The following is a 25,540-nucleotide window of genomic DNA, read 5'->3' on the forward strand; positions in this document are numbered from 1 at the left end:
GGTCCGCCCTGCGTCTGGGAGGCGCGAGCAAGATACATATTTAAATGCAATTGAGTTGCAATAATAAGTGGCGCACATCTTTATTGCAAGTCAATTGCATTTGTGTGGGGGGGTGTCCGGGTATGCTTTTGGCCGGTAGTGTGGACGCAGGGTTCGGTGACATTGCTTGGGGTCGGACGCGCCAGCTCCAGCGGACGCGGAGGTGGCGAGGACCATGTCGGGCTGCCTTGCATAGGGACAAGGCGCTGAGCCGACAGCCGGCAGGGGCTAGACGCCCCCTCTTATTGCATGGATGTGTTTGCCGCTTGCATGTTGGGAATGGCTTGTTGGGTCAGCACATTCCATCAAGGCACGCAGAGAAAAGCAGGCATGCACTGACGTTTTGATAATAAAATTCAATCGATCAGCTGATTTTGCAAGTCGTTTCCCTGTGTCGATGGCATTGATACGGGGGAAAACACGCATGTTAAAATACTGGCAAGATGCCAATTTGCTTTTTACCTGGAAATATTCAGAATCAGAGCGGTACGCGTAGATGGAAGCAATACCCGTGTTAGCGAATGCTGAGGTGTGTCTTCAGTGATTGCGGTAGCCAGATAGGGTGAGATTTGAAGCATTGAGGAGGAAACTTGGAAATAAAGCCGGACAGACATACATTCAAGGATGTTATCTCAAAGACATCGGCTCAGCGCCTTGCGGAAGCGCCGCAGCGTGAGAAAGTCGCACATTACTTTTTTGTCGCGGTATGCGCCGCAGCAATCATTCTTAGTTTGATATTTTATTGATGGAAATTCCCATGGGGAAACTGTCAAACGTAAAACGACAGCCGCTTGCCTGATGCGATTCTGGTAGCCGCTTTCTTTTGACAGCATCGGCCCCTATGTCGACCTTGCTCTGGGTTTACGCGTCTGCAATCTGCGCGCCCGACGCTTCCTCTCCCAGATCACAATCCCCGTCACCGACAGCATGGCAACCATGATGCCCATGAAGGACATCAATATGCGCCCCGGCAAGCCGAGGATGCGGCCCGAGTGCAGGGGGAATTGCAGTTGCACGAAGACGTCGGCGGCCGTGCCTTCCCATGGCTTGTGCTGGCCGATGATGGTGCCGTCCATGCCGTCGACGTACAGATTCGACAGGCCCATGCCGGCCGCGCCGAATTCGTCGGCCGGGTCGAAGAACGAGACGTTATAGAACGAGTAATTACCGCCATAATAGATGCCGCCGATGGGCGCCGTGATGCCGCGCTGCAGGGCCTGCTTTTTGGCAATGTCCACCGCCTGCTCGAAGCCGATCGCGGGCGCGATGTAGGTACCGTAGGGCGCGGGCGTTTGCGTTTCGTACGGTCCCGGCGTGGTGGTCGAGACCAGCGACATGACGGGATAGAACACTTCTCGGTACAGGTTCAGCGAGAACGAGGTAAACGCCACGACGAGGATGATGGCCCACACCCACAGGCCGCCCGCGCGGTGCAAGTCGAAATTGAGCTTGTAGCCGCCGGCCGCCCAGCGCACCACCCACGACGGTTTCCAGCGCTGCCACCAGCCGTTGGCGCTGCGGTGGCGCGGCGCCTCGTCATTGGCGCGCGGGCGCAAGCGGCGCGGCGTGGTCAGATAGAACGCGACCATGCTGTCGAGCAGCCAGACCAGGGCCACCGTTCCCATCAGCCAGTAGCCCCAGCGGTCCGTGCCCCAGAAGGCGGGCACGTGCAGGCTGTAGTGCAGGTGGCGCAAAAATGGCATCAGGCTGCGGCGCGACAGGGAAATGGCCGTCGAATCGCGCGTGCCCGTGATCTGCGCCGTGACGGGGTCGATATACACGGTGTTGTAGTCGAGCACGTACGGTTTGTTCGTGGCAGGGTCCGTCAATGGGCGCACCATGAAGGCAGCCGCGTGGCCTTCTTCCAGGCCCAGGGTCATGTAATTGACTTCCGCGCGCGGGTCGGCGGCGGCGACTTTTTGCGCCAGCGCAAACGGCGCCTGCAGGGGGCCGCGGCCCGGCGTGTCCATGATGTCGGCGTTGAGCCACTCGTCCAGCTCGTGATCCCACGAGGTGACGGCGCCCGTGAGGCCGGCAACGATGAGGAAGAGGGCGATGGTGAGACCGGCCCAGCGGTGTATGACAGTCCAGAAAGCGCGCATGCGGTACAAACCTTCAAAATAAAACCGGCCTGTTGCCGCCAGCAGGCGCCACGGGGGCGCACAGGGAAAAGCCAGGCACACGCCTGCTATTTTGATAATGGGAATCGTTCTCATTATCCGCCGCGGCGTGGCATTTGTCCAGCGTCAATGGTGTTGCCCAGGGCCAAATCGCGCATGCTAAGATGCTAGCAAGAAGTTAATTTACATTCCATGTGGAAATATTCAGGGCGAAACAGGCATGCGCATAGAAGATCGGCACAATATCCGCATTAGCGAACGCAGCGGTGCACCGCAGGCGGGCGCGGCAGCCACCATGGTGTTCATGCATGGCTTTGGCTGCGATCAAACCATGTGGCGCTATCTGGAGCCCTTGTTTCGTCCGCATTACCGCACCGTGCTGTTCGACCTGGTGGGCAGCGGCGCTTCCGACCTCAGTGCCTATGATTTCGATAGCTACGCGCGGCTCGATGCGCATGGTGCCGATTTGCGCCGGGTTATCCATGCCGTCGGCGGCGGCCCCGTCATTTGCATCGGCCATTCCGTCAGCGCCATGAGCGCCTTGCTGGCCACCATCGCGGAACCGGACCTGTTTGCCGCGCAAGTCATGCTGGCGCCGTCGCCGTGCTATATCGATGATGCCGAGGCCGGCTACCGGGGCGGCTTCAGCCGTACCGATATCGACGACTTGCTCGACGCCATGGACCGTAATTACCTGGGCTGGTCCGCCAGCATGGCGCCGGCCATCATGGGCGCGTCCGGGCAGCCGGCGCTGGGCGCGGACCTGACGCACAGCTTTTGCCGCACGGATCCGGCCATTGCCCGCCATTTCGCGCAAACCACCTTCCTGTCCGATCACCGCGCCGTCTTGCCGCACAACAGCACGCCGGCCCTGATCGTGCAATGCAGCGACGACTTCATCGCGCCCCGTCCTGTGGGCGATTATCTGCGCGACAGCTTGCCGTGCAGCAGCCTGCACGTGGTCGAGAACACGGGCCATTGCCCGCACATGAGTGCGCCCGATGCCAGCTACCGCGCCATCCGCCACTTTCTCGACGGCCTGCACCTGTAATGCGCGATACGATGCCTTCCTTGCCTGACGCCGACACCTTATTCCAGCATGCGGCCTGCGGCTTGCTGCTGTGCACTGCCGATGGCACCATCGTGCAGGCGAACGCCACCTTTTGCGGCTGGCTTGGCTATGGCGCCGGGGAAATACTGGGGAAAAAGAAACTGCAGGACTTGCTGACCATCGGCGGGCGCGTGTTCCACCAGACGCACTGGCTGCCGCTGATGCAGGTGCAGGGCAGCGTGTCGGAAATCCTGCTCGACATGCGCCAGCGCCAGGGACAGGCCGTGCCCATGCTGCTCAACGCCGTGCGCCGCGTGCACGAGGGCGTACGTTATGACGAGGTCGCCGTCTTCATCGCCAGCGACCGCCGCAAGTACGAGCAGCAGCTGCAGCTGGCGCGCAAGGAAGCGGGCGTCCTCAACGAACAGCTGGCGGCCGCCGACCGGCGCAAGGACGAATTCCTGGCCACCCTGGCGCACGAGCTGCGCAACCCGCTGGCGCCCATGCGCAATGTGCTGGAAGTGCTGCGCCTGGCACAGCTGGACGATCCGCAGCTGTGCTGGGCGCGTGACGTGCTGGGCCGCCAGGTGGGCCACATGACGCACCTGGTCGACGACTTGACGGAAGTGTCGCGCATCACGCGGGGGCGCCTGGAATTGCGCCGCGCCAGCGTGGAACTGGCGCCCGTGGTGGAAGCGGCCCTGCACAGCGTGGCGGAGCTGGCTGCGCAGTCCGGCCACAGCGTGCACGTGGAGCAATGGCCGCAGCCAATCTGGCTCGACGCCGATGCCACGCGCCTGGCGCAGATGATCGCCAACCTGCTGACCAATGCCGTCAAGTACACGCCCGCCAACGGCGTCATCGGGCTGGAAGTGGCATGCGCGGCAGGGGAAGTGCTGATCAGCGTGCGCGATTCGGGCATCGGCATCGCGCCCGAGCACCTGGACAAGGTATTCGACCTGTTTTCGCAGCTGGAACCGGCCCTGTCGCGGGCCCAGGGCGGCCTGGGCATCGGCCTGTCACTGGTGCGCGGCCTGGCCGAATTGCATGGCGGCAGCATCAGCGCGCACAGCGACGGCGTGGGACAGGGCAGCACCTTCGAATTGCGCCTGCCGCTGCCGGCCGTGCCGCTGGAAGCGCCTGCGCCGCCCAACCGCCGCTTGCTGGCGGGCACGCGCGAAGGCACCGTGCTGGTGATCGACGACAGCGCCGACGCGGCCGAAAGCCTGGCCCTGGCGCTTGACATCCTCGGCTATGAAGTGCGCACGGCCTACGATGGCGCGGCGGGCATGGCGGCCGCGCAAACCTTCATGCCGCAAGTCATCCTGCTCGATATCGGCTTGCCGCACATGAATGGCTACGACGTGGCAAGACTGTTGCGCAGCGAGCCCTGCGGGCAAAACGCCATCCTCGTGGCCGTCACGGGCTGGGGCCAGGACAAGGACCGCAAGATGGCGTCTGACGCGGGATTTGATTTGCACCTGACCAAGCCCGTGGATTTTTACGAGCTCGATGCGGTGTTGCAGAAGATGCTGCAGGCGGGGTAAGCGATACATGCAGCATCAACAGAAATTGTTCCAGAGCACGCTTCAGGAAAAATGGGATCTGCCTGACTTGTCCGATGGCGCCCGCGCGCTACACGATGCCTTGCTCGATTATGAAGGCGATGGTGTGTATGCGGAGCTGCTCACTCCCTGGTATCCCGACTGGCTGGTCATGTTGAGCCGCAATTGCGAGTATGCGGCGGAAGTGGCCGATTTCGAGCAGCCGTTCGAGGATGAATTCCGCTACGTCGCCAGCCTCTGGGCGCAGGCGGACAGCCTGGCCGCGTTCGAGCGCGCATACAGCCGACAGACCTCCAATACCCATGATATCGAGTAGGTGCAGATGACTGACAATAATGTGCTGCGCGCTGGGACTCAGCGAAGCTTTGCTGGCTCATCTGGATGGTGATAGCGTTGCATCGCCATTGGATTACCGTTGCCAGGCGGCGCGTGCATGGCGTTCCTCGCCCATGGCAGGGAGCGGTATCGTGGCCTTGTGGGAATGCGGCATGGTGCTCGATTACTTCAATCCTGCCAATGGCTGTTTCGAGCGCTGCAGCTTGGAAAACATTGACGAGGTGTGGTGCAGCTATGCATCGCTGCAAGGCTTACTGGCAGAATTATTTCTTAATGCATACGAGGATGAAGTGGATGACGCCGCGCTGTGCGCCTGCGCCAGCCTGTTTGGCTTCCATGCGATACAGCGTTTGCTGGCGGAGGCCGCTAACGCGGGAACGGGCTACAGGCAATGGCGTACGGGCTTTGGCGCCAGTTGTACGGACCATTAAGTGGTCTGGCGCGCCATCGTTGACATGCTTCACTTCTGACAGTCCTGTCCGCTTGCATCGCTGCAGATAAATTGATATATCTCACCGTATAATTTGCACACTTCTTTTCACGAGGATAGACGTGCAAAACAAAACCATAGGATTGATCGGCGGCATCGGCTGGGCCTCGACCCTGGAATATTATCGGCTCCTCAATGAAATGCTGGTGGCGCGCATCGGGGCCGCGCATAGCGCCCGCATCATGCTCGTCAGCATCGACCAGGCCGATTTTGTCGCGCATGCGGCGCAGCCGGACTCGCGCGCCATCGAGCAATTCCTCGTTGCTGAAGGGCAGCGCCTGCAAGGCATGGGCGCGGATTTCTTCCTGCTGTGCGCGAATGGCGCGCACCGTTTCGCGCCCGCCGTCGTGCCGTGGGTCGGCTTGCCGTTCATCAGCATCGTCGAGGAAACGGCGAAAAAGGTGCAGCAAGCGGGCGTGCGCAAGGTAGGCTTGCTGGGTGTCAGGCAGACGATGGCGGGCCGCTTCTATCACGATGCGCTGGAGCAGCGCGGCATCGCCACGGTGACGCCCGATGCGGTCGACCAGGAGATCCTGCACGACCTGATCTATACGGAACTGGTGCAGAACATCTTTACGGAAGCCAGCCGGAAGATCTTCCTCGGCATCATCGAAAAACTGCGGCGGCAAGGCGTGCAGGGCGTGATATTGGGATGTACGGAGATACCGCTGCTGATCCGGCAGGGTGATGTGGACATGCCGCTCTTTAATACGACGGCCATTCATTGCGCGGCGGCAGTGGCGTTTGCCGTCGAAGATTAAGCGCGGCGCAGGAGCGGCCGCCTGAACAGGCAGCCGCTCGCCTGGAGCATCAGGCCGGCTGTGCGCCGCCCAGGTTGCGGCTGCGGTTTTCCACCAGCACGGAAATGCCCAGCACGACGATGCCGCCGCAGGCCAGCATGGCGCCCACCCAGCCCGTCGAGCGCAAGCCCATGCCCATGGCAATGGCGATGCCGCCGGCCCAGGCGCCCAGCGCGTTGGCGATGTTGAAGGCGGAATGGTTGAGGGCGGCGGCCACCGTTTGCGCGTCGCCGGCCACGTCCATCAGGCGCGTCTGCACGGCAGGGGCGACGGCGATGCCGGCGCCGATGGCGAACAGGTTGATCGCCGTCAGCCAGACATTGCTGCTGGTATAAGTAAAGGCGGCCAGCGCGGCCACGTTCCACAGCAGCACGCCAAAGATGGTCCACAGGCGCGAGCGGTCGGCCAGCCAGCCGCCGATCAAATTACCTACCGTCATGCCCACGCCGATGATGGCCAGCAGGATGGAGATGACCAGGGGCGACACTTTCGTAATTTCCAGCAAGGTTGGCGTGATAAACGTGTAGACGGCGAACATGCCGCCGAAGCCGATCGCCACCATCAGCAGGGTCAGCCACACTTGCAGGCGGCGGAACACGCCCAATTCGCGGCGCGGGCTGGAATCGCCGGCGGCAACCATGGGCACGAAGATGCGCACCATCAGCATGGTCAGCAAACCCAGCGCGGCGACCAGCAGGAAGGCCGAGCGCCAGCCCAGGGTCTGGCCGATGTAGGTTGCCAGCGGCACACCGAAGATATTTGCCACGGTCAATCCCATCAGGACGCGGGCCACGGCCTGGCCGCGCCGGTCCGGTTCGGCCAGGGCGGCCGCCACCAGTGCGGCCACGCCGAAGTAGGCGCCGTGCGGGATGCCGGCCACGAAGCGGGCCACCACCAGCAAGCCGTAGTTGGGGGCGATGGCGCTGAGTAAGTTGCCGCCGGCGAACATCAGCATCAGGCAGATCAGCATCAAGCGGCGCGGCATGCGGGCCAGGAAGATCGTGATCAGGGGCGCGCCGATGACCACGCCCAGCGCGTAGGCGCTGATCATGTGGCTCATCTGCGGCAAGGTCGTGCCCAGGTCGTCGGCCACCACGGGCAGGATGCTCATGGAGGCGAACTCGCCCGTGCCGATGGCGAGGCCGCCGATGGCCAGGGCGAGGTCGGCGTAACCGGCGCCAAAAGGCGCGGTGACGCGCGGAATCAGGGGATCTACGGATGCGTGCATGTTCTTATTAGTTGGGTAACGGTGGAACGGGGTGAAGTAGCGTGCTGTGGCTCAGCCGCAGGGATGGCAATGCGCCATCAAATGCGAAGTGAAGAAAGGCAAGGAGCAGGAAACCGCCCGGCATTTCGGGCTAGAAGAGCTGCCCACAGACAACATTGTAAAAGATTCGGGCAAGTTCTGCCGGCGGCCGGCCAAAATATGCTGCACTGCACACGCAATCGCTCGCTCTTGTTGTTAACGATAACACGGAAAGCGGAGGATTCCGCCACAGAGGCGATGAAGAAAATCTGTCTGTGGCGAAATTGCTGCTTCGTGATTGATGACGTACTTATTAATTACGTACTTATTACTTGCTTAAGGTTTGTTGCAGCGCTTCCAGGCCCGCCACATAAATGCCGTGGAACAGCTCTGTGACTTCCTGCTCGCTCACGCCCACGGGCGTGAAGCGCCCCGACCAGGTGACCCTTGCGCCATCGCTGCCGGCGAGTGCTTCCACTTGCAGGGTGGACAGGTAATCCGTGGCGGGAAACGGCGCCTGCAGGATGGAATAGCTGTAGCTGCGCGCCGTGTTGTCGTACGCTTCCAGCTGCTCGACGATGACTTCGCCGGCCGGGTTGGCCAGGTGGCGGATGCGGCCCCCTGCGCTCAAGGTGCTGCTGGGAATGTAGGGCAGCCAGTCGGGCAGGGAATTGAAGCCGCCGATCAGTTGCCACACTTGCGCCGGCGTGGCGGCGATGTCGATCGAGGTGGTGGTGTGTGCCATAGGTATTCCTTATCTATCAGTTCTATCAGTTGGCGCCGGTTGGCAGCGGGGCGAACGGCGACACCAGTTGCTCGGCGCGCATGTCTTGCCAGAACGCGACGGGGATGACGGCGTGTAATGCCTGCTGGTCTTCTGCCAGGCGTTCCGGACGGCTGGCGCCGGGGATCACGGCGGCGACGGCGGGATTGGCCAGCGAAAATTGCAGGGCGGCCGCTTTCACGCTGACGCCGTGGCGGGCGGCGATGGCCTTGATGCGTTCCACCTTGGCAATGATCTCGGGCGAGGCTTTCTGGTATTCGAAGTGCGCGCCGCCGGCCAGGATGCCCGAACTGTAAGGGCCGCCTACGACGATGTCGACGTTTTGGGCCGCTGCGGCCGGCATCAGCCGTTGCAGCGCACGCTCATGGTCGAGCAGGGTGTAGCGGCCGGCCAGCAGGAAAGCGTCGGGCTGGGCTTCGGCCAGGTCCAGGGTCAGTTCCAGCGGTTCCACCTTGTTCACGCCCACGCCCCATGCCTTGATCACGCCTTCTTCGCGCAAGCGGGTCAGCACGCGGAAGGCGCCCGTGCGGGCAATCTCGAATTGCGCCAGCCAGTTGTCGCCGTGGAAATCCTGGGCGATGTCGTGGACCCAGACGATGTCGAGGTGATCCGTGTCCAGGCGTTTCAGGCTGTCTTCGATCGAGCGCAGGGTGGCGTCCGCCGAGTAGTCATCGACGATCTTGTTCTTGCGGCCAAATTCGAACAAGCCCCCTTTTTCGCCCAGTTCGCGGGCAGCGGGGTCTTCCAGCTCGTCGAGGATCAGACGGCCTACCTTGGTGCTCAGCACGTATTCGTCGCGGCGGCGCTGTTTCAGGGCAGCGCCCAGGCGTAGCTCGGCCAGGCCGGCGCCGTAGAACGGGGCCGTATCGAAGTAGCGGATGCCCGATTCCCAGGCTGCGTCGACGGTGGCCAGCGCTTCGGCTTCCGGAATGTTGCGGAACATATTGCCCAGCGGCGCCGTGCCGAAACCCAGTTTGCCTGTCAGTAAGTGTTTGATCGTCATGGTGTTTTCCTTCAATGAGTGAGTCAGTGCAGACAGAATAGCTGGACAAGTTAAGCCTGTCCAAGACATAATTAGCGCAACTTGAGTCCTGAAAGGTCTGATATGTTGGACATGCGCCAATTGCAATACTTCATCGCCGTCGCCGAGGAAGAACACGTGGGACGGGCCGCGGAGCGCCTGCATATTTCCCAGTCGCCGCTGAGCCGCCAAATTGCCCAGCTTGAAGACAAGCTGGGCCTGACCTTGTTCGAGCGCAGCGCCCAGCGCATCCGCCTCACGCGCGACGGCCACACCTTCCTGGCCGAAGCGCGCGCCTTCATTACCCACGGCAACAGACTGGAAGCGCTGGCCAAGCGCCTGGGACGCGGCGATGAAGGGGGGCTGTGCATAGGCTACATCGAAAACGCCATGCATGCGGGCGTGCTGCCGGACGGCTTGCGCGCCTTGCGCGCCACGCGGCCGCAGGTGCACGTGGCCTTGTACAACCTGCATTCGGCCGAGCAGATCGAAGGCTTGCGCCAGCGCAGCCTCGACATCGCGCTGCTGTGCGAACCGCCGCTGCCGAACGACCCCGACCTCGATTGCGCGCAAGTGCTGAGCGACCCCATGCTGCTGGCCTTGCCGGAGACGCATCCGCTGGCGGCCAAGGCCCAGCTGACCCCGGCCGACCTGGCGGGCCAGGAGTGGATCGCCGTGCTGCACAAGGAAAGCGTGCTGAAACACGATAACTTCATCGCCGCCTGCGCGCGCGCCGGCTTTACGCCCGATATCCGCATGGAAGCCACGGAGCCGCTGACGGCGCTGGGCCTGGTGGCGGCCGGGCTGGGCATGGCCATGATCCAGCACAGCCTGCGCCAGCACGCGCCGGCCGGCGTGGTCGTGCGCGAATTGCCGTGGTTTAGCTACCGCACGCCCTTGTGGCTGGCCTGGCACAAGGTGAATTTGCGGCCGCTGGTGGGGATTTTCCGCGCAACCCTGCTGGAGCAGGCGGGCGTGGCCCCCTAAATCCGCTTGCCGTGTTTCAGGTACAGGGGCAGCCACCACCACATGCAGACGATGAGCGTGCCCATCAGCGCGCAGGCGACGATGCCGGCGACGTGGCCGAAGACTTCCGACATCACCAGATTGGTGCCCAGGATGAATGCCAGCGCCAGCGACAGGGCGCCCGCCATCATGATGCGGTCGGCCACGCGCTTGAAACGCTCGCGGTCTTGCAGGGGGCGCATCACGCGGTGCTGGATGGCAGGCGCGCTGAGCAGCACCAGGCTGGTCATGGACAGGAAAAACGTCAGCAGGAAGACGATTTTTTCCGCCTGCACGATCTTCGCAAAGCCGCCGTTGAAGGGCAGGATGATGAGGAAGGCCGTGAGCATCTGCGCGCCCGGCAGCAGGATGCGCAATTCGCTGAGCAGGTCGGACAAATCGCCTTCCTCGCCTGGCTGATTATTGTCGTCATGTGGCGGGGTGTGCGGCATGGCGCGATTCCTGTTGGTGGCGATGGCCCCAGTCTACGCACAAGGGGCAAGGCCGACTGTGGGTGGGCGCACCTTCAGAAGCATTGCGTGATGCGCTGTGGCAAGTCGCGCAAGCGCCACAGGGGCGTCGAGACGATGGCCGTGGGGCTGTGCGAGGCGTCATGGCCGCAATGGCCGCAGCTGTGGCGGCGGTGCGGCGCCAGCGCGAAGCTGCCCAGGTCCAGGTGCGGGTGGCCGCAGCGGGCGCAGTCGCTGCAGCCCAGCGGCGCGCCCGCCTGCAGCGCGACGGCGAAGGCCTGCGCGGCGGGCGGCGTGACGTTCAGCTGCACGACGTCGGGCGGGAACAGGCCGGGCAGGGCGCGGCAGTCGATGGCCAGGGCGGGCAGATCGCGGCTGAACAGGGCGCCGCCATCGTCGGCCCGGGCGCGCAGTTGCAGCAGGCCATCTGTGCCCAGGCGCAAGGTGGCGGCGTGGAATTGCATGGGGTCGAACAGTTCCGGATACAGCACGTAGCCCATGGGGCTGGCGTGCTGGCGGCAACGCATCGACTGTCCTGCCTGCTGGTCGGCCAGGTCGGCCTGCGTGCCCCAGTAGCACTGGTGCGTGCGGCACCAGTGGCGCGCCGCGCCATTGCGAAACTTTCCGGCTGGAAGCAGATCGCACAGCACGATGGCATCCACGCCCCTGCCGGCGCGAAAGTGGCCCGTGATGTGGGACGTGGTGACGGCAAGGTGGCCCGTGCTCGCGTGCAGGGGCCAGCAGATGCCGGGCAGGGTCAGCGGCGTGGCCAATGGCGCCTCCCCGTGACTAGCGGCTTGCCAGCCGCTAGCTGCCTGGAATGAAAAAACCCGCCGGCTGGGGCGGGCTGTGCTGGCGGGCTGGCCAGGGGCATGGCCCGGTCTATTCTTCCGTATCGGCCAGGGTGACGATGGCGCGCGCCCACTTCGAGTATTTCAGGTTCGCCAGGTCGCGCACGGTCTTGATATTGAATGCCTGCTTGAGCAGCTCCGCATCCTTCTCGCTCACGCCTTGCAGGGCGTCGACGGGCGCATCAGCGATTTCCTTGAACGTCTTTTTTTCGTAAGCCTTGTCTACCGCTTTATTGATGTTCATGTGTTGATACTCCTCAGTAAGTAGGAAAATTTATTCTACACGTTTTTGCGAACCGTCAATTTACGCTTGCATGTTGTGCTGAACTAAATATGATGGAGGTGGGCGGCTCTGCAGTGAGCCTGTCCGTGCGTTCGTCTCGAGATTGCAATTATGGCATTGTTATTATTCATAGTATAATGATTTCCGTGGCGGAGAACGGTCTGCGCCATGCCGGACGCCGCAGTCATGCGGCACTAATCGATAGCGTTCAGGAGAATACGATGAGTTTGCTAGATCAACTTGCAGGACAGGCGATGAGCGCTTTGGGCAACAAGGGCGCGGATGGGGAAGCGCCGTCGGGATTGATGGCCAGTGTGATGGAGCTGGTCAACCAGCATGGCGGCTTGCCTGGCCTCCTGCAGAAATTCCAGGAAAGCGGCCTGGGCGACCAGGTGGCCAGCTGGATCGGCACCGGCGCCAATGCGCCCGTCTCCGGCGAACAGATCAAGGATGCGCTGGGCGCCGACACGATCACCCAGATCGCGGAAAAAGCGGGCGTCGCGCCGGACGCGGCCTCGGGCGGCCTGGCAGCCTTGCTGCCCCAGCTGATCGACAAGCTGACGCCGAACGGTCAGGTACCAGAAGGCAATGACCTCGTCAGCCAGGGCTTGAATATGCTCAAGGGCAAAATCTTCGGTTGATACAGCCGATGCGGCAACAGAAAACCTCGCAGCGATGCGAGGTTTTTTTTGTTGCGCGGGATTTTTGTGTTTTGTATGAGAGGAAGGAACGCCTGAAAAATGCCCAGGGCCAGGCGCCGCCCCAAAGGCAGTACGCGAGTACGGCGAAGGACCAGCGTAACCCCGGCAACAACGCCGCAGGCGTTGTTCAGGCGGCAGCCATCATGCCGAAGTGGGGAGGTGCGCCGGTCAGCCGCGCCGTGCTGCCCTCCACCAGATACGAGCAATAGCGTCTGCGCTCGGCAATGCCGCCGCGCCGCTCCATCAGTTCGTCCAGCATGGCGACGGCGTCGGTGGCCATCTTTTGCACGGGCTGGCGCAGGGTGGTGATGTCATAGCTGAGCCAGCCGGACGCTTCCAGCGCATCGAAGCCGGCCACGGACATCTGCAGCGGCACCTGGATGCCCATCTGGTGGCGCGCCGTGTCCAGGCAGCCGATGGCCATGATGTCGTTGCCGCAAATGACGGCGTCCGGCACGCGGCCCAGGCGGTCGATGACCTTGCGCAAGCCCCGTCCGCCGCTGGCGTAATCGTAGTTGCCGCTGACAACGATGGGCGCAGGCAAGCCCAGGCTCAGCAAGCGGTCCAGCATGCCGGTCTTGCGCTCCTGCGCGACGGCCGAGTCGCCGGGCCCGTCGATGATGGCAAACTGGCGGTGGCCCGCTTCGGCCAGGCGCGACACGAGCAGGCGCGCCGCTTCGGCCTGGTCGCACAGCACGGCATGCACGGCGTGTTCGCGGGGACTGCGGTTGAACAGCACCAGCGGCACGTCGCGCCGGCCGAACTCGGCCATCTGCTCGTCCGACAGGCAGGCGGCCACGACGGCACCATCGACCTGGTATTGCCACACATCGCTCAAGACCTTGCCGATGTCCGCTTCGCGCTCCAGGGTAAACAGCAGCAGGCGCTTGCCCAGGCGGGCGATTTGCTGGCTCAGGTCGGACAGCACTTGCGGATAGTACAGATTGGCCAGGTTGGAAATGATGACGGCCACCAGGTTCGAGCGCCGCGTGATCAGGCTGCGCGCGGCCGCGTTGGGGATGTAGTCGAGGGTGATGGCCGCCTGCATGACCTTGGCATGGGTGGCGGGCGAGATGCTGGCGCCCGGCTTGAAGCAGCGCGATACGGCCGATTGCGACACGCCGGCCAGCAGGGCCACGTCATATGAGGTCACGCGCCGTCCGGCGCCGGGGATGGCGCGGGTGGCGGTGCTGGGTGTCCGGGCTACAGTATTCTTTTTTCGCATATTGGTCTGGCAAGCAACCTGTCTCAAAGTATTCCTGCAGGCCCGGCCGCTTGTGGCGGCCTGGGCGGGCAGAATGAGCATAGCGTAAAAGATTGCCGCATGGCAAGACTGCATGCTTATTCACGCTTATTGTTCATGTTGCAAAAAATATGACTGAATGGCAAGTGGTATGCTTGCTCCTCAATCGGCGCTGTCGCAGGGGCCGCTGCCATAGGGGCTGGTGCGTCCCGGCGGGGCCACGCGGCGCGCGCTGAAATCGCTGGCCAGCGCGGGCAAGGGCAGTTCCGCCGTGGCGCTCGCTTCCGTGCCGCTGACCGTGCCGCGGACAGTCAGGGCCACGTGTACCCAGGTCGCATGATTGCGGGGATAGCTGACGGTGACGGTGGCCATGCCCAGTGCGTCGCTCAGGCCGCTGGCGCTGACGGTCAGGGGGATGCCCGGGTCGAGCACGCCATTGCCGTTGCGGTCGTAGGCGGCGTCGTAGATGCCGTTGCGCAAGACGTCTTCGTTGGCGCAGCTGTAGTGGGGCAGGGCCAGGCGCCAGACGCCCGTGTCGGGGAACTCGGGCTTGTCCGCTTCCCACACGTAATATCCCTTGGCATAGCGGCTGGGCCAGGCGGCAGCCGTGACGGCGACGCCGGGCACGGCATTGCCGGCGCTGTCGGAAACGAACACGGCGAAGTCCTTCTGCAGCACGCTGGCCGAATACTCGCGCAACAGGCTGCCCGTGCCCAGCTTGATCGACAGCGCTTGCCGCGCCACCGTCAGGCGCACGAGCGACGTGGCCGCCGCTTGCGGGGCGCCATCGATGCGGGCCTGGATCAGCACGCCGTCGCGGCCGCTGTCGGCCGGGCCCGCCACATACGCGGTGCGCGCCAGACCGTCGCTGCCCGTCGCTACCCGGCCCGTTTCCCGGCCCGACTCCCGCAGGTAGCCGCCGCTGGGGTCGCTCAAGATGCTGAACAGCACGGGCGCGTTCTTGACCAGGTTGTTTGCGGGGCCATCGCGCACCACGGCGCTGATGATGCTGGCGTTCTCGGCCGATGCGCCCGTATTCGCGCGCAGCACGGCCGGTTCCGCTTGCACGGCCAGCTTGCTGGCGCTGCTCAGGGGCGCGACGAATTCCAGCCGCGTCTGCGCCGCGGGTCCGCCCGCCACGGCCGCCGTGATGGTGGCCACGCCCGCGTTGGCCGACTGCACATAGCTGCGCGGCAAGTTGCCATTGCTAAAAATCAAGCTGGAAGGCAAGGCCTGGCTGCAGGTACTGTCCGCAAACAGGCTGCCGCGCGAAGTGGACAGGCTGGCGCTGCCCGTCTGCGCCACGCCCGCCTTGTCGTAGCGCACATCGATGGCCTGGCAAGCCAGGGTGGCCACTTCCGGCAGCACGTCCGCGCCGCCGGCATCCTGGCCCACGGCCGGAGTCAGGCGCAGCTCGCTGCCGGCCACGGCATACGCCTGCGCGGCGGCGGCGCCCAGCGCGCTGACGGACACGGCGTCCTTGCCCAGGCTGCCGGCCGTCAGGCGCAGCACCAGCTGGCCTTGCGCATTGCTGAGCGCCGCGCCGCCATCCCTGACGCGTACGCCGTTGCCGGCGCCCGTGCTGTAGGCGATGGCGGCGCCGGCCACGGGCTTGCGCGCCGAGTCGCGCACGGTGACGGTGAGGTCGGCGCCCTGGCCCAGCATCAGCGCGGCCGGTCCCTGCAATTCCACCGTGCTGCCCGTGACGGCCACCGTGCCCTTGCCGCTGCGCGTGCCTACGCTGGCCGTGACGGTGATGCTGCGGTTGCCGTTGGCGCCGCCCGTGCCCAGCAGGGCGCGCGCCTGGCCGTTCTTGTCCGTCACGGCATCGACGCTGCCGAGGATGCCGGAATCGGCTGCAAAGGAAATCTTTGCGTTTGGCAAGGCCAGATTGGCGCCATCCTTGACGAGGGCCGTGACGGCCACTTCGCTGCCGGCCAGGCCCGCCGAAGCCAGTTCCGTGCTGGAAAAGACCAGGTTGACGGCGCTGGCCAGGCTGGCCGGTTCGGGCGGCGTGACAGGCGGCGTCACGGGAGGCGTCACGGGCGGGGTGACGGGCGGTTTCGCGGGCGGCACGACGGGTGGCGGCGGGCTGCCGCCGCAGCCTGTCGTGCCGTGCAGCGAGCAGCCGGCGCCTGCCTGGGTGTCGGCCGAACCCCCGCCGCAGCCGGCCAGGGAGGCGAGGAGGGCAGCCAGCAAGGCAGCCAGCAAGGCAGCCAGCAAGGCGGCGGGCAGGGGGCGCGGGCGGCGCAGGGGAGCGTGGGGCACGATGGTTCTCCGGGAGCTTGCCGAGGTACTCGGCGTTACTCCCAAGAGTAGCTTTTGCGCGCCAGCGGTACTTGATGCAAAGCAAGCTTGTGATGTTGACCGTAGCGAATGGTTTTTCTGGTGCAATGGCCTGCCTTCTGATAATATAACGCCCCTTTATTCAGGGAAGGGTCGACATGGCCAATGCTTGCGGCGTCGATTTCGGCACGTCAAATTCCACGGTAGGCTGGGCACGTCCCGGGCAGAGCACCATGCTCGGCCTGGAAGATGGCAAGACGACCTTACCGTCCGTCGTCTTCTTCAATGCGGAAGACGAGGAGGTCAGCTTTGGCCGCGCGGCGCTGGCCGGCTATCTGGCCGGCTACGAGGGGCGTTTGATGCGCTCGCTGAAAAGCTTGCTGGGCACCAGTCTCATCGATGGCCAGACGGAAGTGGGCGGCCGCGCGCTGCCGTTCCGCATGTTGCTTGCACAATTCATTGGCGAAGTGAAACGCCGCGCCGAGCAATCCGCAGGCCGCGAATTCTCGTCCGCCGTGTTTGGCCGTCCCGTCTTCTTTATCGATGACAATGCGCAAGCCGACCAGCTGGCGCAGGACACTCTGGCCGAAGTGGCCCGTTCCGTCGGCTTCAAGGACGTGGCCTTCCAGTTCGAACCGATCGCCGCCGCATTCGACTATGAGTCGCAGATCGACAGGGAAGAGCTGGTGCTGATCGCCGACATCGGCGGCGGCACGTCCGACTTTTCGCTGGTGCGCCTGTCGCCGGAACGGGCGAAAAAGACGGAGCGGCGCGACGATATCCTGGCCACCGGCGGCGTGCACATCGGCGGCACGGACTTCGATAAATACCTGAGCCTGTCGTCCGTCATGCCCTTGCTGGGCTACGGCAGCCGCCTGCATAACAATAGCGAAGTGCCGTCCAGCTATTATTTCAACCTGGCTACCTGGCACACGATCAACCTGGCGTACACGAAGAAGATCTGGGTGCAGCTGGCCGACGTGTGCCGCGATGCGCGCGAACAGGACAAGATGGGTCGCCTGCAAAAGCTGATCGACGAGCGCGCCGGCCACTGGCTGGCCATGAAAGTGGAAGAGGGCAAGATTGCCCTGTCCGACGCGGCCGAAGTGCAGCTGGAGCTGGACCGCTTGTCGCCCGCGCAAAGCCTGTTGCTCAAACGCACGCAGTTCGATGAAGCCATCGGCCACCTGTGCGGTTCCGTGGAAGAAACCGTGCTGCGCCTGCTGCGCGACGCGGGCGTGGCGCCGGAAGCCGTCGACACGGTGTTCTTCACGGGCGGTTCCAGTGGCGTGCGCTTGCTGCGCGAAAAGATCGCCGCGCTGGTGCCGGCCGCGCGCAAGGTCGAAGGCGATCTGTTCGGCAGTATCGGTGCGGGACTCGCGCTGGACGCCGTACGTAAATTTGGTTGATAATCATCACCCATTGCCGCACCCACGAAAGAACGCCCCATGCATGTGTTTGACAAACCGATCGTCATGATCGACTTCGAGACGACCGGTTTATCTCCCGACATGGGCGACCGCATCACGGAAGTGGCGGCGCTGCGCATCGAGGGCGGGCAGATCACGGACCGCTATGTGACCCTGATCAACTGCAATGCGCGCATCCCCTCGTTCATCACGGGCTTGACGGGCATCACGCAGGCCATGGTGGACAAGGCGCCGCCCGTGGCCGAGGTGGTGCCGCAGTTGCTGGACTTCATCGGCAGCGATGCCTTGTCGGCGCACAATGCCAGTTTCGACGAGAAATTCCTGCGTGCGGAAAGCGCCAGGCTGAACCTGACACCCGCGCACCAGTCGCTCGTGTGCTCCTTGAAACTGTCGCGCCGCGTGTTTCCCGGCATGGCCAGCTACAAGCTGGGCTTGCTGTCCAGCCAGCTGGGTATCGCCTTCAAGAGCGCTGCCCACAGGGCCGAGTCCGATGCGGAAGTGGCGGCGCAAGTGCTGATCCATATCGGCCGCCACCTGCGCAGCAGCTATGGCATCGCCGATGTCGACGCGGACCTGCTCGTGTCGCTGAACAAGCTGGCCGCCGCCAAGGTGCCGCAATTCCTGCAAAAACATCCGGCGCGCCGCTAGGCGCCCGCCATTTCTTGCCGCGCGTCCATGCCGGCGCGCCATGCTCCCCGCGCGTGGAAGCGGGCTCATCAAAACGATATAATTTTGTTATTTCATTTGAGCCTGCTCAAGTCCTTCCCCCGCATCGAATTTAAAATTTAAGCAACACACGATTTCGCCGCCCTGGGCCGCCGTTTTGCGCGTGCTGCCGGCAAGCGCAATGTGGATGGGGGCGCACATGGACAAGCACCATACTGCCAGAGATAGCCACCAGGCGTATATCTGGTTCCGCACGGCTGCCGAGCAGGGCAATGCCTATGCCCAGTTCAATCTGGGATTGATGTACAAGAAGGGCGAAGGCGTGGCGCAGGACGACGCGCGCGCCTTTGTCTGGCTACGCCTGGCTGCGCTGCAAGGGCTGGCGTTCGCGCAGAACCACCTGGGCGCGCTGTATTACCACGGCCGGGGCGTGGCGCAGAGCGACGAGGATGCCGTGTTGTGGTTCCGCCGCGCCGCTGCGCAGGGCGATGCCTCGGCCCAGCAAAACCTGGGGCAGATGTACCGCAAGGGGCGCGGTGTGCTGCAGAGCGATGAGCTGGCCCTGGCGTGGTTTTACCGCGCATCGGAACAGGGCGTGGCCAGCGCGCAATCCTTGCTGGGCGAAGCGTATGCCCAGGGGCTGGGTGCGAAAAAGAACGATGCGCTGGCCCTGGCCTGGTTCCGCAAGGCAGCCTTGCAGGGCGATGCGCAGGCGCAGCTGAACCTGGGGCTCGTCTACAAGCGGGGCCAGGGCGTGGTGCAGAGCGATGCACAGGCGCTGGCCTGGTTCCGCCAGGCTGCGGCCCAGGGCCTGGCCGTGGCGCAGCGGCAACTGGGTGTGGCCTATGCGGAAGGCCTGGGCGTGGCACCCGACCAGCTGCGCGCCTACGCCTGGCTGCAGCGGGCGGCCGAACAGGACGACGCCGACGCCCAGTTCAACCTGGGCCTGATGCTGGCGCGGGGCCAGGGCGTGGACAAGGACGAGGCGCGCGCCGTCGCCTGGTACCGGCGCGCCGCCCTGCAGGGCCATTGCATGGCGCAATACAATCTGGGCGGCATGTTCGCGGGCGGACGGGGCGTCGCCCGCGACTTGCGCCAGGCGCTGGACTGGTATGCCAGGGCGGCCGCCCAGGGCGCGTCGAATGCGCAGTTCAACCTGGGCGTGATGTATGCGAATGGCCATGGCGTGGAGCGCGACGAAGTGTGCGCCGTGCGCTGGTACCGCACGGCCGCCGAGCAGGGCGATGCCAGCGCGCAAAACAACCTGGGCGTCATGTACGCGAACGGCCATGGCGTGCCGCAGGACGACGGCCTGGCCGTGCAATGGTATGCGCGCGCGGCCGGCCAGGGCCATGCGCTGGCGCAGTACAACCTGGGCGGCATGTACAACAGCGGGCGCGGCGTGGAAAAGGATCCCGTCTGCGGCTATATGTGGCTGGCGCTGGCGGCCGAGGGCGGCGATAGCGGGGCGGCCAAGGCCAGGGAAGCGGCGGGCGCCCGGCTGGAGCCGGCACAGCTGGAGGAGGCGCAGCAGCGCATGCGGCAATGGCATCAGGTGCGTTCCCCGCCGCTGCCGCCGCGCGACTGAACCGGCGGCGCCGTGCGCGCATGGGCGGGCGCCGCATGCGATAATTGCCAGCAGGCATGTCGCGCCGCAACGAGGCCATGCGTGCACTACGCGTGCACAACGCGTGGTCCGCGCGTGTACAAGGCCTGCAGGCGGCGCGGGTTATTGGTAGAGTGAAAGGTGGAACATGGTAAGGCAGGCAGGTGAAGATGCATCCGAGCAAAAAGTCATCGACGACATCGCCACGCATGGCTGGCATGGCGTCCATATCAGCGCCGATGAAGAAGGTCCTGGCTATGCGTTCACGATAGGCGCTTGCCACAGTTTCGGCCAGCCTGAATTCCTCATCATGGGCTTGCCGCGCGCCATGGCGCACCAGATACTCGACGTGGCGCTCGATGCCGCGCGCAGTGGCGCCATCACGGATTTCACGGCCACCACGGACGTCTTGCTGCAGGGCCATCAGTGCGCCTTCGTACGCGTGCCCGTCGAGCAATACCGCAACTATGTCGGCTATGCGCGCTGGTATTACCAGGGCGATGATTTTACCGTGTACCAGATCGTCTGGCCGTCACGCGACGGCCACTTCCCGTGGCAGGCGCAAGCCAGTGCGCAGTATGTGGATAGCCAGCCCCTGCTGGGACCGGCGCCGCTGGCGGCATGACGAGAATCGTGACCGGCACGGCAACCCTGTGCGTGTTCGATCCTGCGCTGGTGCGCCACAAGCTGGAAGACGACTGCGACTGGTGGAGTATTCCCAGCGCGGAACTGACGGCCGTGAATGGCGGCCAGGTGGCGTTTTTCAACGTGGGCGGCGACGGCGCGTATGACTTGGTAGTGCACGATGAGCTTGCCGAACCGCATGTGAGCGTGCATCTGGCTATCGCCTCTGGCCGCGTCTTCATCGGCGCGGGCGAAGACGTCACGGGAGGGGGCCTGGAACCGGACACGGCATACGGCGGGATATTCGTCGACGTGCCAGTGGGCGGCTGCCGCGTGCAGGCGCACCGCGATGGCGCGCGCATCAGCCTGGCATTTGTGCCCGATGCGCGCAGCAGCAATACGTTTGGCGACCTCGTGCGTATTTGATCCAGCGTCGCCTGTCCCCGTCCGGCTTCCTGCTATCGACCCTGGCTAGGCATCCATGCGCGCCATGCCCGTGCCCTGGCGCCGGTCCAGGAACAGGCTGTTGCCGTGGATTTTCTTCGCCTGCTTCTTTGCTTCCGCCGCCTGCGTGGCAATCTGGTGGTGCGTGTAGTACTGGTGCGCTTCCACCTTGATCACGCCCAACGATAGGCTGATCAATGAATAAAACACTTTCTTTCCCTGCCGGTCTTCGCTGATGTAGCCGCCCCGTTCGCAGTCGCCCGTGCTGTAGTAGGCGAGGATGGCGGCTGCAAAGTCGTCGAGCATGGCCTGGCAGCGCGTTTCCCAGTCTTCGCTCTGGAACAGGATCATGAAATCGTCGCCGCCGATGTGGCCGATGAAGTCGCGGTTCGGGTCGCAATGGCCGCTGAGGATTTCTCCCGTCAGCTGGATCACGTCATCGCCCTTGCGGTAGCCGTACACATCGTTGAAGGGCTTGAAGTGGTCGAGGTCGCAATAGCAAACCCAGAAGCGGCTGCCGCTGTGCAGCAGGCGGTCGATATGCTCGTTGATGGGCACGTTGCCGGGCAGTTGCGTGAGCGGGTTGGCGTAGCGGGCCGCATTGATCTGCATCTGCGTGATTTCGCGCATCAGGTCGTGTCCCGTGCCCATGCCCAGGTAGCGGCCGTGTTCGGTAATGATGAAACCGTTGAACAGATGGTGGGCGCTCGATTGCACCATGGTGTAGCTGAGTTCCTGCAAGCTCGTCTCGTGGTCGGCGATCAGGGGCGTGGCATCCATGAACAGGCTGCATGATTTCTTGCCATACAGTTCGCGCTGATACGGGCGGGCGAAGTGGTCGATCATCTCGAAGCGGCTGATCAGGCCCAGCGGCACACCGTCGTCGACGACGGGGATGATCATCAGCTTCGGTTCCTTCAGGAAAATATCGTACACCTCGTTATTGTTGAGCTGCGGCGAAACGGCGGCCACGCGGTGCAGCAGCTTGCGGATGCTGGCGCCGTTCTTTTCCAGATTGCTGCGCTGCGGATACACGGCCACGCCGTTGCGCCCCAATGCCTGCACCACTTCGGCCGGCAAGGCGCGCGCCGGCACGGCATTGGGCCGGCCCAGGTGGTAGCCCTGGCCGAACGCCACGCCCAGGTCGCGCAAGACCAGCAGTTCCGTCTGCGCCTCGATGCCTTCGGCGATCACGAGGGTGCCCGATTTCTCCGCGATTTCCTGGATCGAGCGCACGAATTGCAGTTTCACGGGGTCATTATTGATGCCCTGGATGAAATGCATGTCGATTTTCACGTATTCGGGGCGCAGTTCCGACCACAGGCGCAGGCTGGAAAAGCCTTCGCCCAGGTCGTCGATGGCGATCTGGAAACCCATGTTACGGTAATGCAGCACCGCTTCGCGCATCAGCTCGTAATCGTAGGTGGGCTGGTTTTCCGTCAGTTCGATGATGACCCGGTCCGGATTGATGCCGATGTGTTCGATGTATTCCAGGGTTTCGCCATGGCGGGCATTGCGCAGTAATAAACATTCCGGGCTGACATTGAGGAACAGCTTGCCTGGCAGCTGCAGTTCGGCAAAGCGTTCGAGCACCACTTGCCGGCACAGGTGTTCCACTTCCAGGGTCAGGTCGTGCGCGCGCGCCACCTTGAACAGATTCATCGGCGCATGCAGGGGGCTGTCGGACGGGCCCCGTATCAAGCCTTCGTAGCCGATGATGTCGCCGCTGTGCATGTGGATAATGGGCTGGAACAGCGCACTGAGCTTGCGGCCCGCCAGGATCTCGTGCAAGGCATCCGTCCCTTCGATGGTCATGGTGGCCGATGGCGGCTTCAGGTAAGCCACATTCGATGGCGGCGCGCTGGCCGGCGCGGCAGTGGCGGAAGGGAGGGCGAGAGTGGGCATAGGCGGACGTGGCGGCACGGCCTCTGGACGGGCCATGAACATGTTGCCCATAGTAAGGAAGAATTATGACGGCTTGATGAAACGTATTTGATTTTGACAATGTTTCTTGCCTGTCCGCCAGTTTGCCGATTCTTGCCAAAAACGCGATTTATCACGGCGATTCCCATTAATTGCCCAAACAAAAGACGGCAAATCCCTCAGATAACTGTGCTTTAAAAGTGGCAATCCGCGCTATGATTTCTCTTGGCGAAAGTCAATATGGGCAGCCGCGGCATGTGTGCACGGCTTGCTTTCCTCGACATCCAACAATGAGACAAACAACCCATGCAATTACGTAGTGCAACCCTCATATTCAGCTTGCTGGCCGCTTTCGGTGGCAATGCCATGGCACAATCCTGCCCGGCCGGCGATGGCGCCGCCGTGACGTATCCGGTCAGCAAAAAAGTCGACCAGCAAGACAGCTATTTCGGCACCACCATCGCCGATCCGTACCGCTGGCTGGAAGACGCCAACAGCGCCGAGACAGGCGAGTGGGTCGCGGCGCAAAACAAGCTGACGCAATCGTACCTGGGCACCATCCCGGAGCGCGTCGCGATCAAGCAGCGCCTGACCAAGCTGTGGAATTATGAGCGTTTCACTACGCCAACGAAGCAGGGCGGCCGCTACTTCTACAGCCGCAACGACGGCTTGCAGAACCAGGCCGTGCTGTACACGGTGAAAAAACTGACGGACGAGCCGCGCCTGCTGCTGGACCCGAACACCCTGTCCACCGATGGCACGGTGGCGCTGGCCGGCACCTCGATCAGCCCGAACGGCAAGTACCTGGCGTATGCCACGTCCGCTTCCGGTTCCGACTGGAACGAATGGAAGGTGCGCGACATCGAGTCGGGCAAGGATTTGACGGACCACATCAAGTGGGCCAAGTTCTCGGGCGCCTCGTGGACCAAGGACAACACCGGTTTCTTCTACAGCCGCTATGACGCGCCGAACGAAGCAACCAAGCTGGCCGATATCAATTACTTCCAGAAATTGTACTTCCACAAGATCGGTACGCCGCAAAGCGACGACGTGCTCGTCTTCGACCGTCCCGACCAGAAAGAATGGGCGTTTGGCGGCAGCACCGTCAGCGACGACGGCAATTATCTGATCATCACGGCCACGCAAGGCACGGAACGCAAGAACCGCGTCTTCTACAAGGACTTGCGCCAGAAGAATGCCAAGGTCGTGGGCTTGCTGGAAGCGTTCGATGCGTCGTACTCGTTCATCGACAATGACGGCCCCGTGTTCTTCTTCAAGACGGACAACCAGGCGCCGAAATCGCGCGTGATCGCCATCGATACGCGCAAGCCGCTGCCCTCCGACTGGAAGGAAATCGTGCCGCAAGCGGCGGAAACCCTCGTTGCCGTCAACCTGATCAACAACCAGCTGGTGCTCGATTACTTGAAAGATGCGCAAACGCAAATCAAGATCGTCGGCCTGAACGGCAAACTGGTGCGTGAAGTGGCCTTGCCGGGCATCGGTTCGGCAGGCGGCTTTGCGGGCAAGCGCGGCGATACGGAAACGTTCTACTCGTTCACCAGCTTTACGACGCCAGCGACCATCTACCGCTACGACATGAAGTCGGGCAAGAGCAGCGTGTACCGCCAGCCGAAGGTCGATTTCGACCCGAACGCCTTTGAAACGCGCCAGCAATTCTTCACCAGCCGCGACGGCACCAAGGTGCCGATGTTCATCGTCTCGAAAAAAGGCATGAAGCTCGACGGTTCCAACCCGACCTATCTGTACGGCTATGGCGGCTTCAATATTTCGCTGACGCCTAGCTTCTCCGTGGCGAATCTTGCCTGGGTAGAAATGGGCGGCGTCTACGTGATGGCCAACCTGCGCGGCGGCGGGGAGTACGGCGAAGCCTGGCACCAGGCTGGTACCAAGCTGAACAAGCAAAACGTGTTCGACGACTTTATCGGCGCGGCGCAATGGCTGGTGGACAACAAGGTCACCTCGCCATCGAAGCTGGCGATCGGCGGCGGCAGCAATGGCGGCCTGCTGGTGGGCGCGGCCATGACGCAGCGTCCCGACCTGTTTGCTGCGGCCATCCCGCAAGTGGGCGTGCTCGATATGTTGCGCTTCCACAAGTTCACCGTGGGCTGGGGCTGGGTGCCTGACTACGGTTCGTCGGACGATGCCGAACAGTTCAAGGCGCTGGTGAAATACTCGCCGCTGCACAACCTGAAGGCGGGCGGCTGCTATCCGGCCACCATGATCACGACGGCCGACCATGACGACCGTGTCGTGCCTGCCCACAGCTTCAAGTTCGCCGCCGCCGCCCAGGCAGCGCAAGGCGGTGCCGCACCCGTGCTGATCCGCATCGACAGCAAGGCGGGCCATGGCGCCGGCAAGCCGACGACCAAGCAGATCGAAGAAGTGGCAGACCGCTGGGGCTTCCTCAGCCGTTCGTTGAAGATGACGCCGGTAGTGGCGGAGCCGGCCAAGGTGGCGGCGCAGTAAGCCGGTAGGCGGTAGGTCGGATTAGCGCGCAGCGCGTAATCCGACACCGCCAGCGCCAACAATGTGTCG

Annotated in this window: 23 protein-coding genes; 13 read left to right on the plus strand and 10 right to left on the minus strand. The window is 63.4% G+C overall.

Annotation, left to right across the window (positions count from 1 at the left end; all coding sequences use genetic code 11):
* Nucleotides 1-878 precede the first annotated feature (878 nt).
* Nucleotides 879-2,141, minus strand: coding sequence for a PepSY-associated TM helix domain-containing protein (locus tag VPH41_RS09035; protein WP_328569713.1), 1,263 nt, complete (start codon nt 2,139-2,141; stop codon nt 879-881).
* Nucleotides 2,142-2,379: 238 nt separating this feature from the next.
* Here VPH41_RS09035 and VPH41_RS09040 point away from each other — a divergent pair, with 238 nt between their 5' ends.
* The 5 genes from VPH41_RS09040 to VPH41_RS09060 all read left to right on the plus strand — a co-directional run bounded on the left by VPH41_RS09040 (nt 2,380) and on the right by VPH41_RS09060 (nt 6,362).
* Nucleotides 2,380-3,210, plus strand: coding sequence for an alpha/beta fold hydrolase (locus tag VPH41_RS09040; protein ID WP_328569714.1), 831 nt, complete (start codon nt 2,380-2,382; stop codon nt 3,208-3,210).
* An 11-nt stretch (nt 3,211-3,221) separates the two neighbouring features.
* Complete coding sequence (locus tag VPH41_RS09045; RefSeq protein WP_328569715.1) at nt 3,222-4,757, plus strand: hybrid sensor histidine kinase/response regulator; 1,536 nt, start codon at nt 3,222-3,224, stop codon at nt 4,755-4,757.
* 7 nt (nt 4,758-4,764) lie between these two features.
* Nucleotides 4,765-5,091 (plus strand): hypothetical protein, encoded by a 327-nt coding sequence (locus VPH41_RS09050; protein WP_328569716.1) that lies wholly within the window; start codon nt 4,765-4,767, stop codon nt 5,089-5,091.
* A gap of 151 nt (nt 5,092-5,242) precedes the next feature.
* Nucleotides 5,243-5,542: a hypothetical protein gene (locus VPH41_RS09055; protein ID WP_328569717.1), complete on the plus strand. Its 300-nt coding sequence runs from the start codon at nt 5,243-5,245 to the stop codon at nt 5,540-5,542.
* Nucleotides 5,543-5,663: 121 nt separating this feature from the next.
* Entirely contained in the window at nt 5,664-6,362 is a 699-nt protein-coding gene (locus VPH41_RS09060; RefSeq protein WP_328569718.1) for an aspartate/glutamate racemase family protein, read from the plus strand.
* A 49-nt stretch (nt 6,363-6,411) separates the two neighbouring features.
* Here VPH41_RS09060 and VPH41_RS09065 read toward each other — a convergent pair whose 3' ends face one another.
* The 3 genes from VPH41_RS09065 to VPH41_RS09075 all read right to left on the minus strand — a co-directional run bounded on the left by VPH41_RS09065 (nt 6,412) and on the right by VPH41_RS09075 (nt 9,434).
* Nucleotides 6,412-7,629 carry an MFS transporter gene (locus VPH41_RS09065; RefSeq protein ID WP_086138079.1) on the minus strand — a complete coding sequence of 406 codons (1,218 nt, stop codon included), beginning with the start codon at nt 7,627-7,629 and terminating at the stop codon, nt 6,412-6,414.
* Between the two features lie 346 nt (nt 7,630-7,975).
* The gene (locus VPH41_RS09070; protein WP_328569719.1) at nt 7,976-8,392 is read right to left on the minus strand and encodes an SRPBCC family protein; all 417 of its coding nucleotides are present in this window, start codon (nt 8,390-8,392) and stop codon (nt 7,976-7,978) included.
* A gap of 25 nt (nt 8,393-8,417) precedes the next feature.
* The gene (locus tag VPH41_RS09075) at nt 8,418-9,434 is read right to left on the minus strand and encodes an aldo/keto reductase (protein WP_328569720.1); all 1,017 of its coding nucleotides are present in this window, start codon (nt 9,432-9,434) and stop codon (nt 8,418-8,420) included.
* A 102-nt stretch (nt 9,435-9,536) separates the two neighbouring features.
* Between VPH41_RS09075 and VPH41_RS09080 the strand changes: the two genes are divergently transcribed.
* Nucleotides 9,537-10,439, plus strand: a complete 903-nt coding sequence (locus VPH41_RS09080; RefSeq protein ID WP_328569721.1) for a LysR family transcriptional regulator — start codon at nt 9,537-9,539, stop codon at nt 10,437-10,439.
* Here the strand turns inward: VPH41_RS09080 and VPH41_RS09085 are convergent.
* The 3 genes from VPH41_RS09085 to VPH41_RS09095 form a co-directional block, all read right to left on the minus strand.
* Complete coding sequence (locus VPH41_RS09085) at nt 10,436-10,909, minus strand: DUF6328 family protein (protein WP_287771766.1); 474 nt, start codon at nt 10,907-10,909, stop codon at nt 10,436-10,438. The two genes, VPH41_RS09080 and VPH41_RS09085, sit on opposite strands and share 4 nt — an antisense overlap.
* 74 nt (nt 10,910-10,983) lie before the next feature.
* A complete protein-coding gene (locus tag VPH41_RS09090) occupies nt 10,984-11,700 on the minus strand; it encodes a hypothetical protein (RefSeq protein ID WP_328569722.1) in 717 nt (238 codons plus the stop codon).
* A 109-nt stretch (nt 11,701-11,809) separates the two neighbouring features.
* Nucleotides 11,810-12,022 carry a hypothetical protein gene (locus VPH41_RS09095; RefSeq protein WP_034751103.1) on the minus strand — a complete coding sequence of 71 codons (213 nt, stop codon included), beginning with the start codon at nt 12,020-12,022 and terminating at the stop codon, nt 11,810-11,812.
* Between the two features lie 293 nt (nt 12,023-12,315).
* Here VPH41_RS09095 and VPH41_RS09100 point away from each other — a divergent pair, with 293 nt between their 5' ends.
* Nucleotides 12,316-12,702 (plus strand): YidB family protein, encoded by a 387-nt coding sequence (locus VPH41_RS09100; RefSeq protein WP_442906244.1) that lies wholly within the window; start codon nt 12,316-12,318, stop codon nt 12,700-12,702.
* A gap of 187 nt (nt 12,703-12,889) precedes the next feature.
* Here VPH41_RS09100 and VPH41_RS09105 read toward each other — a convergent pair whose 3' ends face one another.
* Entirely contained in the window at nt 12,890-13,915 is a 1,026-nt protein-coding gene (locus tag VPH41_RS09105) for a LacI family DNA-binding transcriptional regulator (protein WP_226941375.1), read from the minus strand.
* Nucleotides 13,916-14,167: 252 nt separating this feature from the next.
* The gene (locus VPH41_RS09110; RefSeq protein WP_328569724.1) at nt 14,168-16,273 is read right to left on the minus strand and encodes an Ig-like domain-containing protein; all 2,106 of its coding nucleotides are present in this window, start codon (nt 16,271-16,273) and stop codon (nt 14,168-14,170) included.
* A gap of 176 nt (nt 16,274-16,449) precedes the next feature.
* Between VPH41_RS09110 and VPH41_RS09115 the strand changes: the two genes are divergently transcribed.
* The 5 genes from VPH41_RS09115 (at nt 16,450) to VPH41_RS09135 (ending at nt 21,043) form a co-directional block, all read left to right on the plus strand.
* Nucleotides 16,450-17,700, plus strand: a complete 1,251-nt coding sequence (locus VPH41_RS09115) for an Hsp70 family protein (RefSeq protein ID WP_328569725.1) — start codon at nt 16,450-16,452, stop codon at nt 17,698-17,700.
* 39 nt (nt 17,701-17,739) lie between these two features.
* Nucleotides 17,740-18,369, plus strand: coding sequence for a 3'-5' exonuclease (locus VPH41_RS09120; protein ID WP_193317503.1), 630 nt, complete (start codon nt 17,740-17,742; stop codon nt 18,367-18,369).
* A gap of 217 nt (nt 18,370-18,586) precedes the next feature.
* The gene (locus tag VPH41_RS09125) at nt 18,587-19,975 is read left to right on the plus strand and encodes a tetratricopeptide repeat protein (RefSeq protein WP_328569726.1); all 1,389 of its coding nucleotides are present in this window, start codon (nt 18,587-18,589) and stop codon (nt 19,973-19,975) included.
* A gap of 166 nt (nt 19,976-20,141) precedes the next feature.
* Entirely contained in the window at nt 20,142-20,618 is a 477-nt protein-coding gene (locus tag VPH41_RS09130) for a DUF4262 domain-containing protein (RefSeq protein WP_328569727.1), read from the plus strand.
* A complete protein-coding gene (locus VPH41_RS09135) occupies nt 20,615-21,043 on the plus strand; it encodes a DUF6386 family protein (RefSeq protein ID WP_328569728.1) in 429 nt (142 codons plus the stop codon). Before VPH41_RS09130 ends, VPH41_RS09135 begins: the two co-directional genes overlap by 4 nt.
* Nucleotides 21,044-21,088: 45 nt before the next feature.
* Here VPH41_RS09135 and VPH41_RS09140 read toward each other — a convergent pair whose 3' ends face one another.
* Nucleotides 21,089-22,876, minus strand: coding sequence for a GGDEF domain-containing protein (locus VPH41_RS09140; RefSeq protein WP_152283007.1), 1,788 nt, complete (start codon nt 22,874-22,876; stop codon nt 21,089-21,091).
* A 474-nt stretch (nt 22,877-23,350) separates the two neighbouring features.
* On the opposite strand from VPH41_RS09140, the gene VPH41_RS09145 reads away from it, so the two are divergent.
* Nucleotides 23,351-25,471, plus strand: a complete 2,121-nt coding sequence (locus tag VPH41_RS09145) for a prolyl oligopeptidase family serine peptidase (RefSeq protein ID WP_442906245.1) — start codon at nt 23,351-23,353, stop codon at nt 25,469-25,471.
* Nucleotides 25,472-25,540 lie beyond the last annotated feature (69 nt).

The sequence above is a fragment of the Janthinobacterium sp. P210006 genome (assembly GCF_036231885.1).
Taxonomy (GTDB): Bacteria; Pseudomonadota; Gammaproteobacteria; order Burkholderiales; family Burkholderiaceae_D; genus Janthinobacterium; species Janthinobacterium violaceinigrum.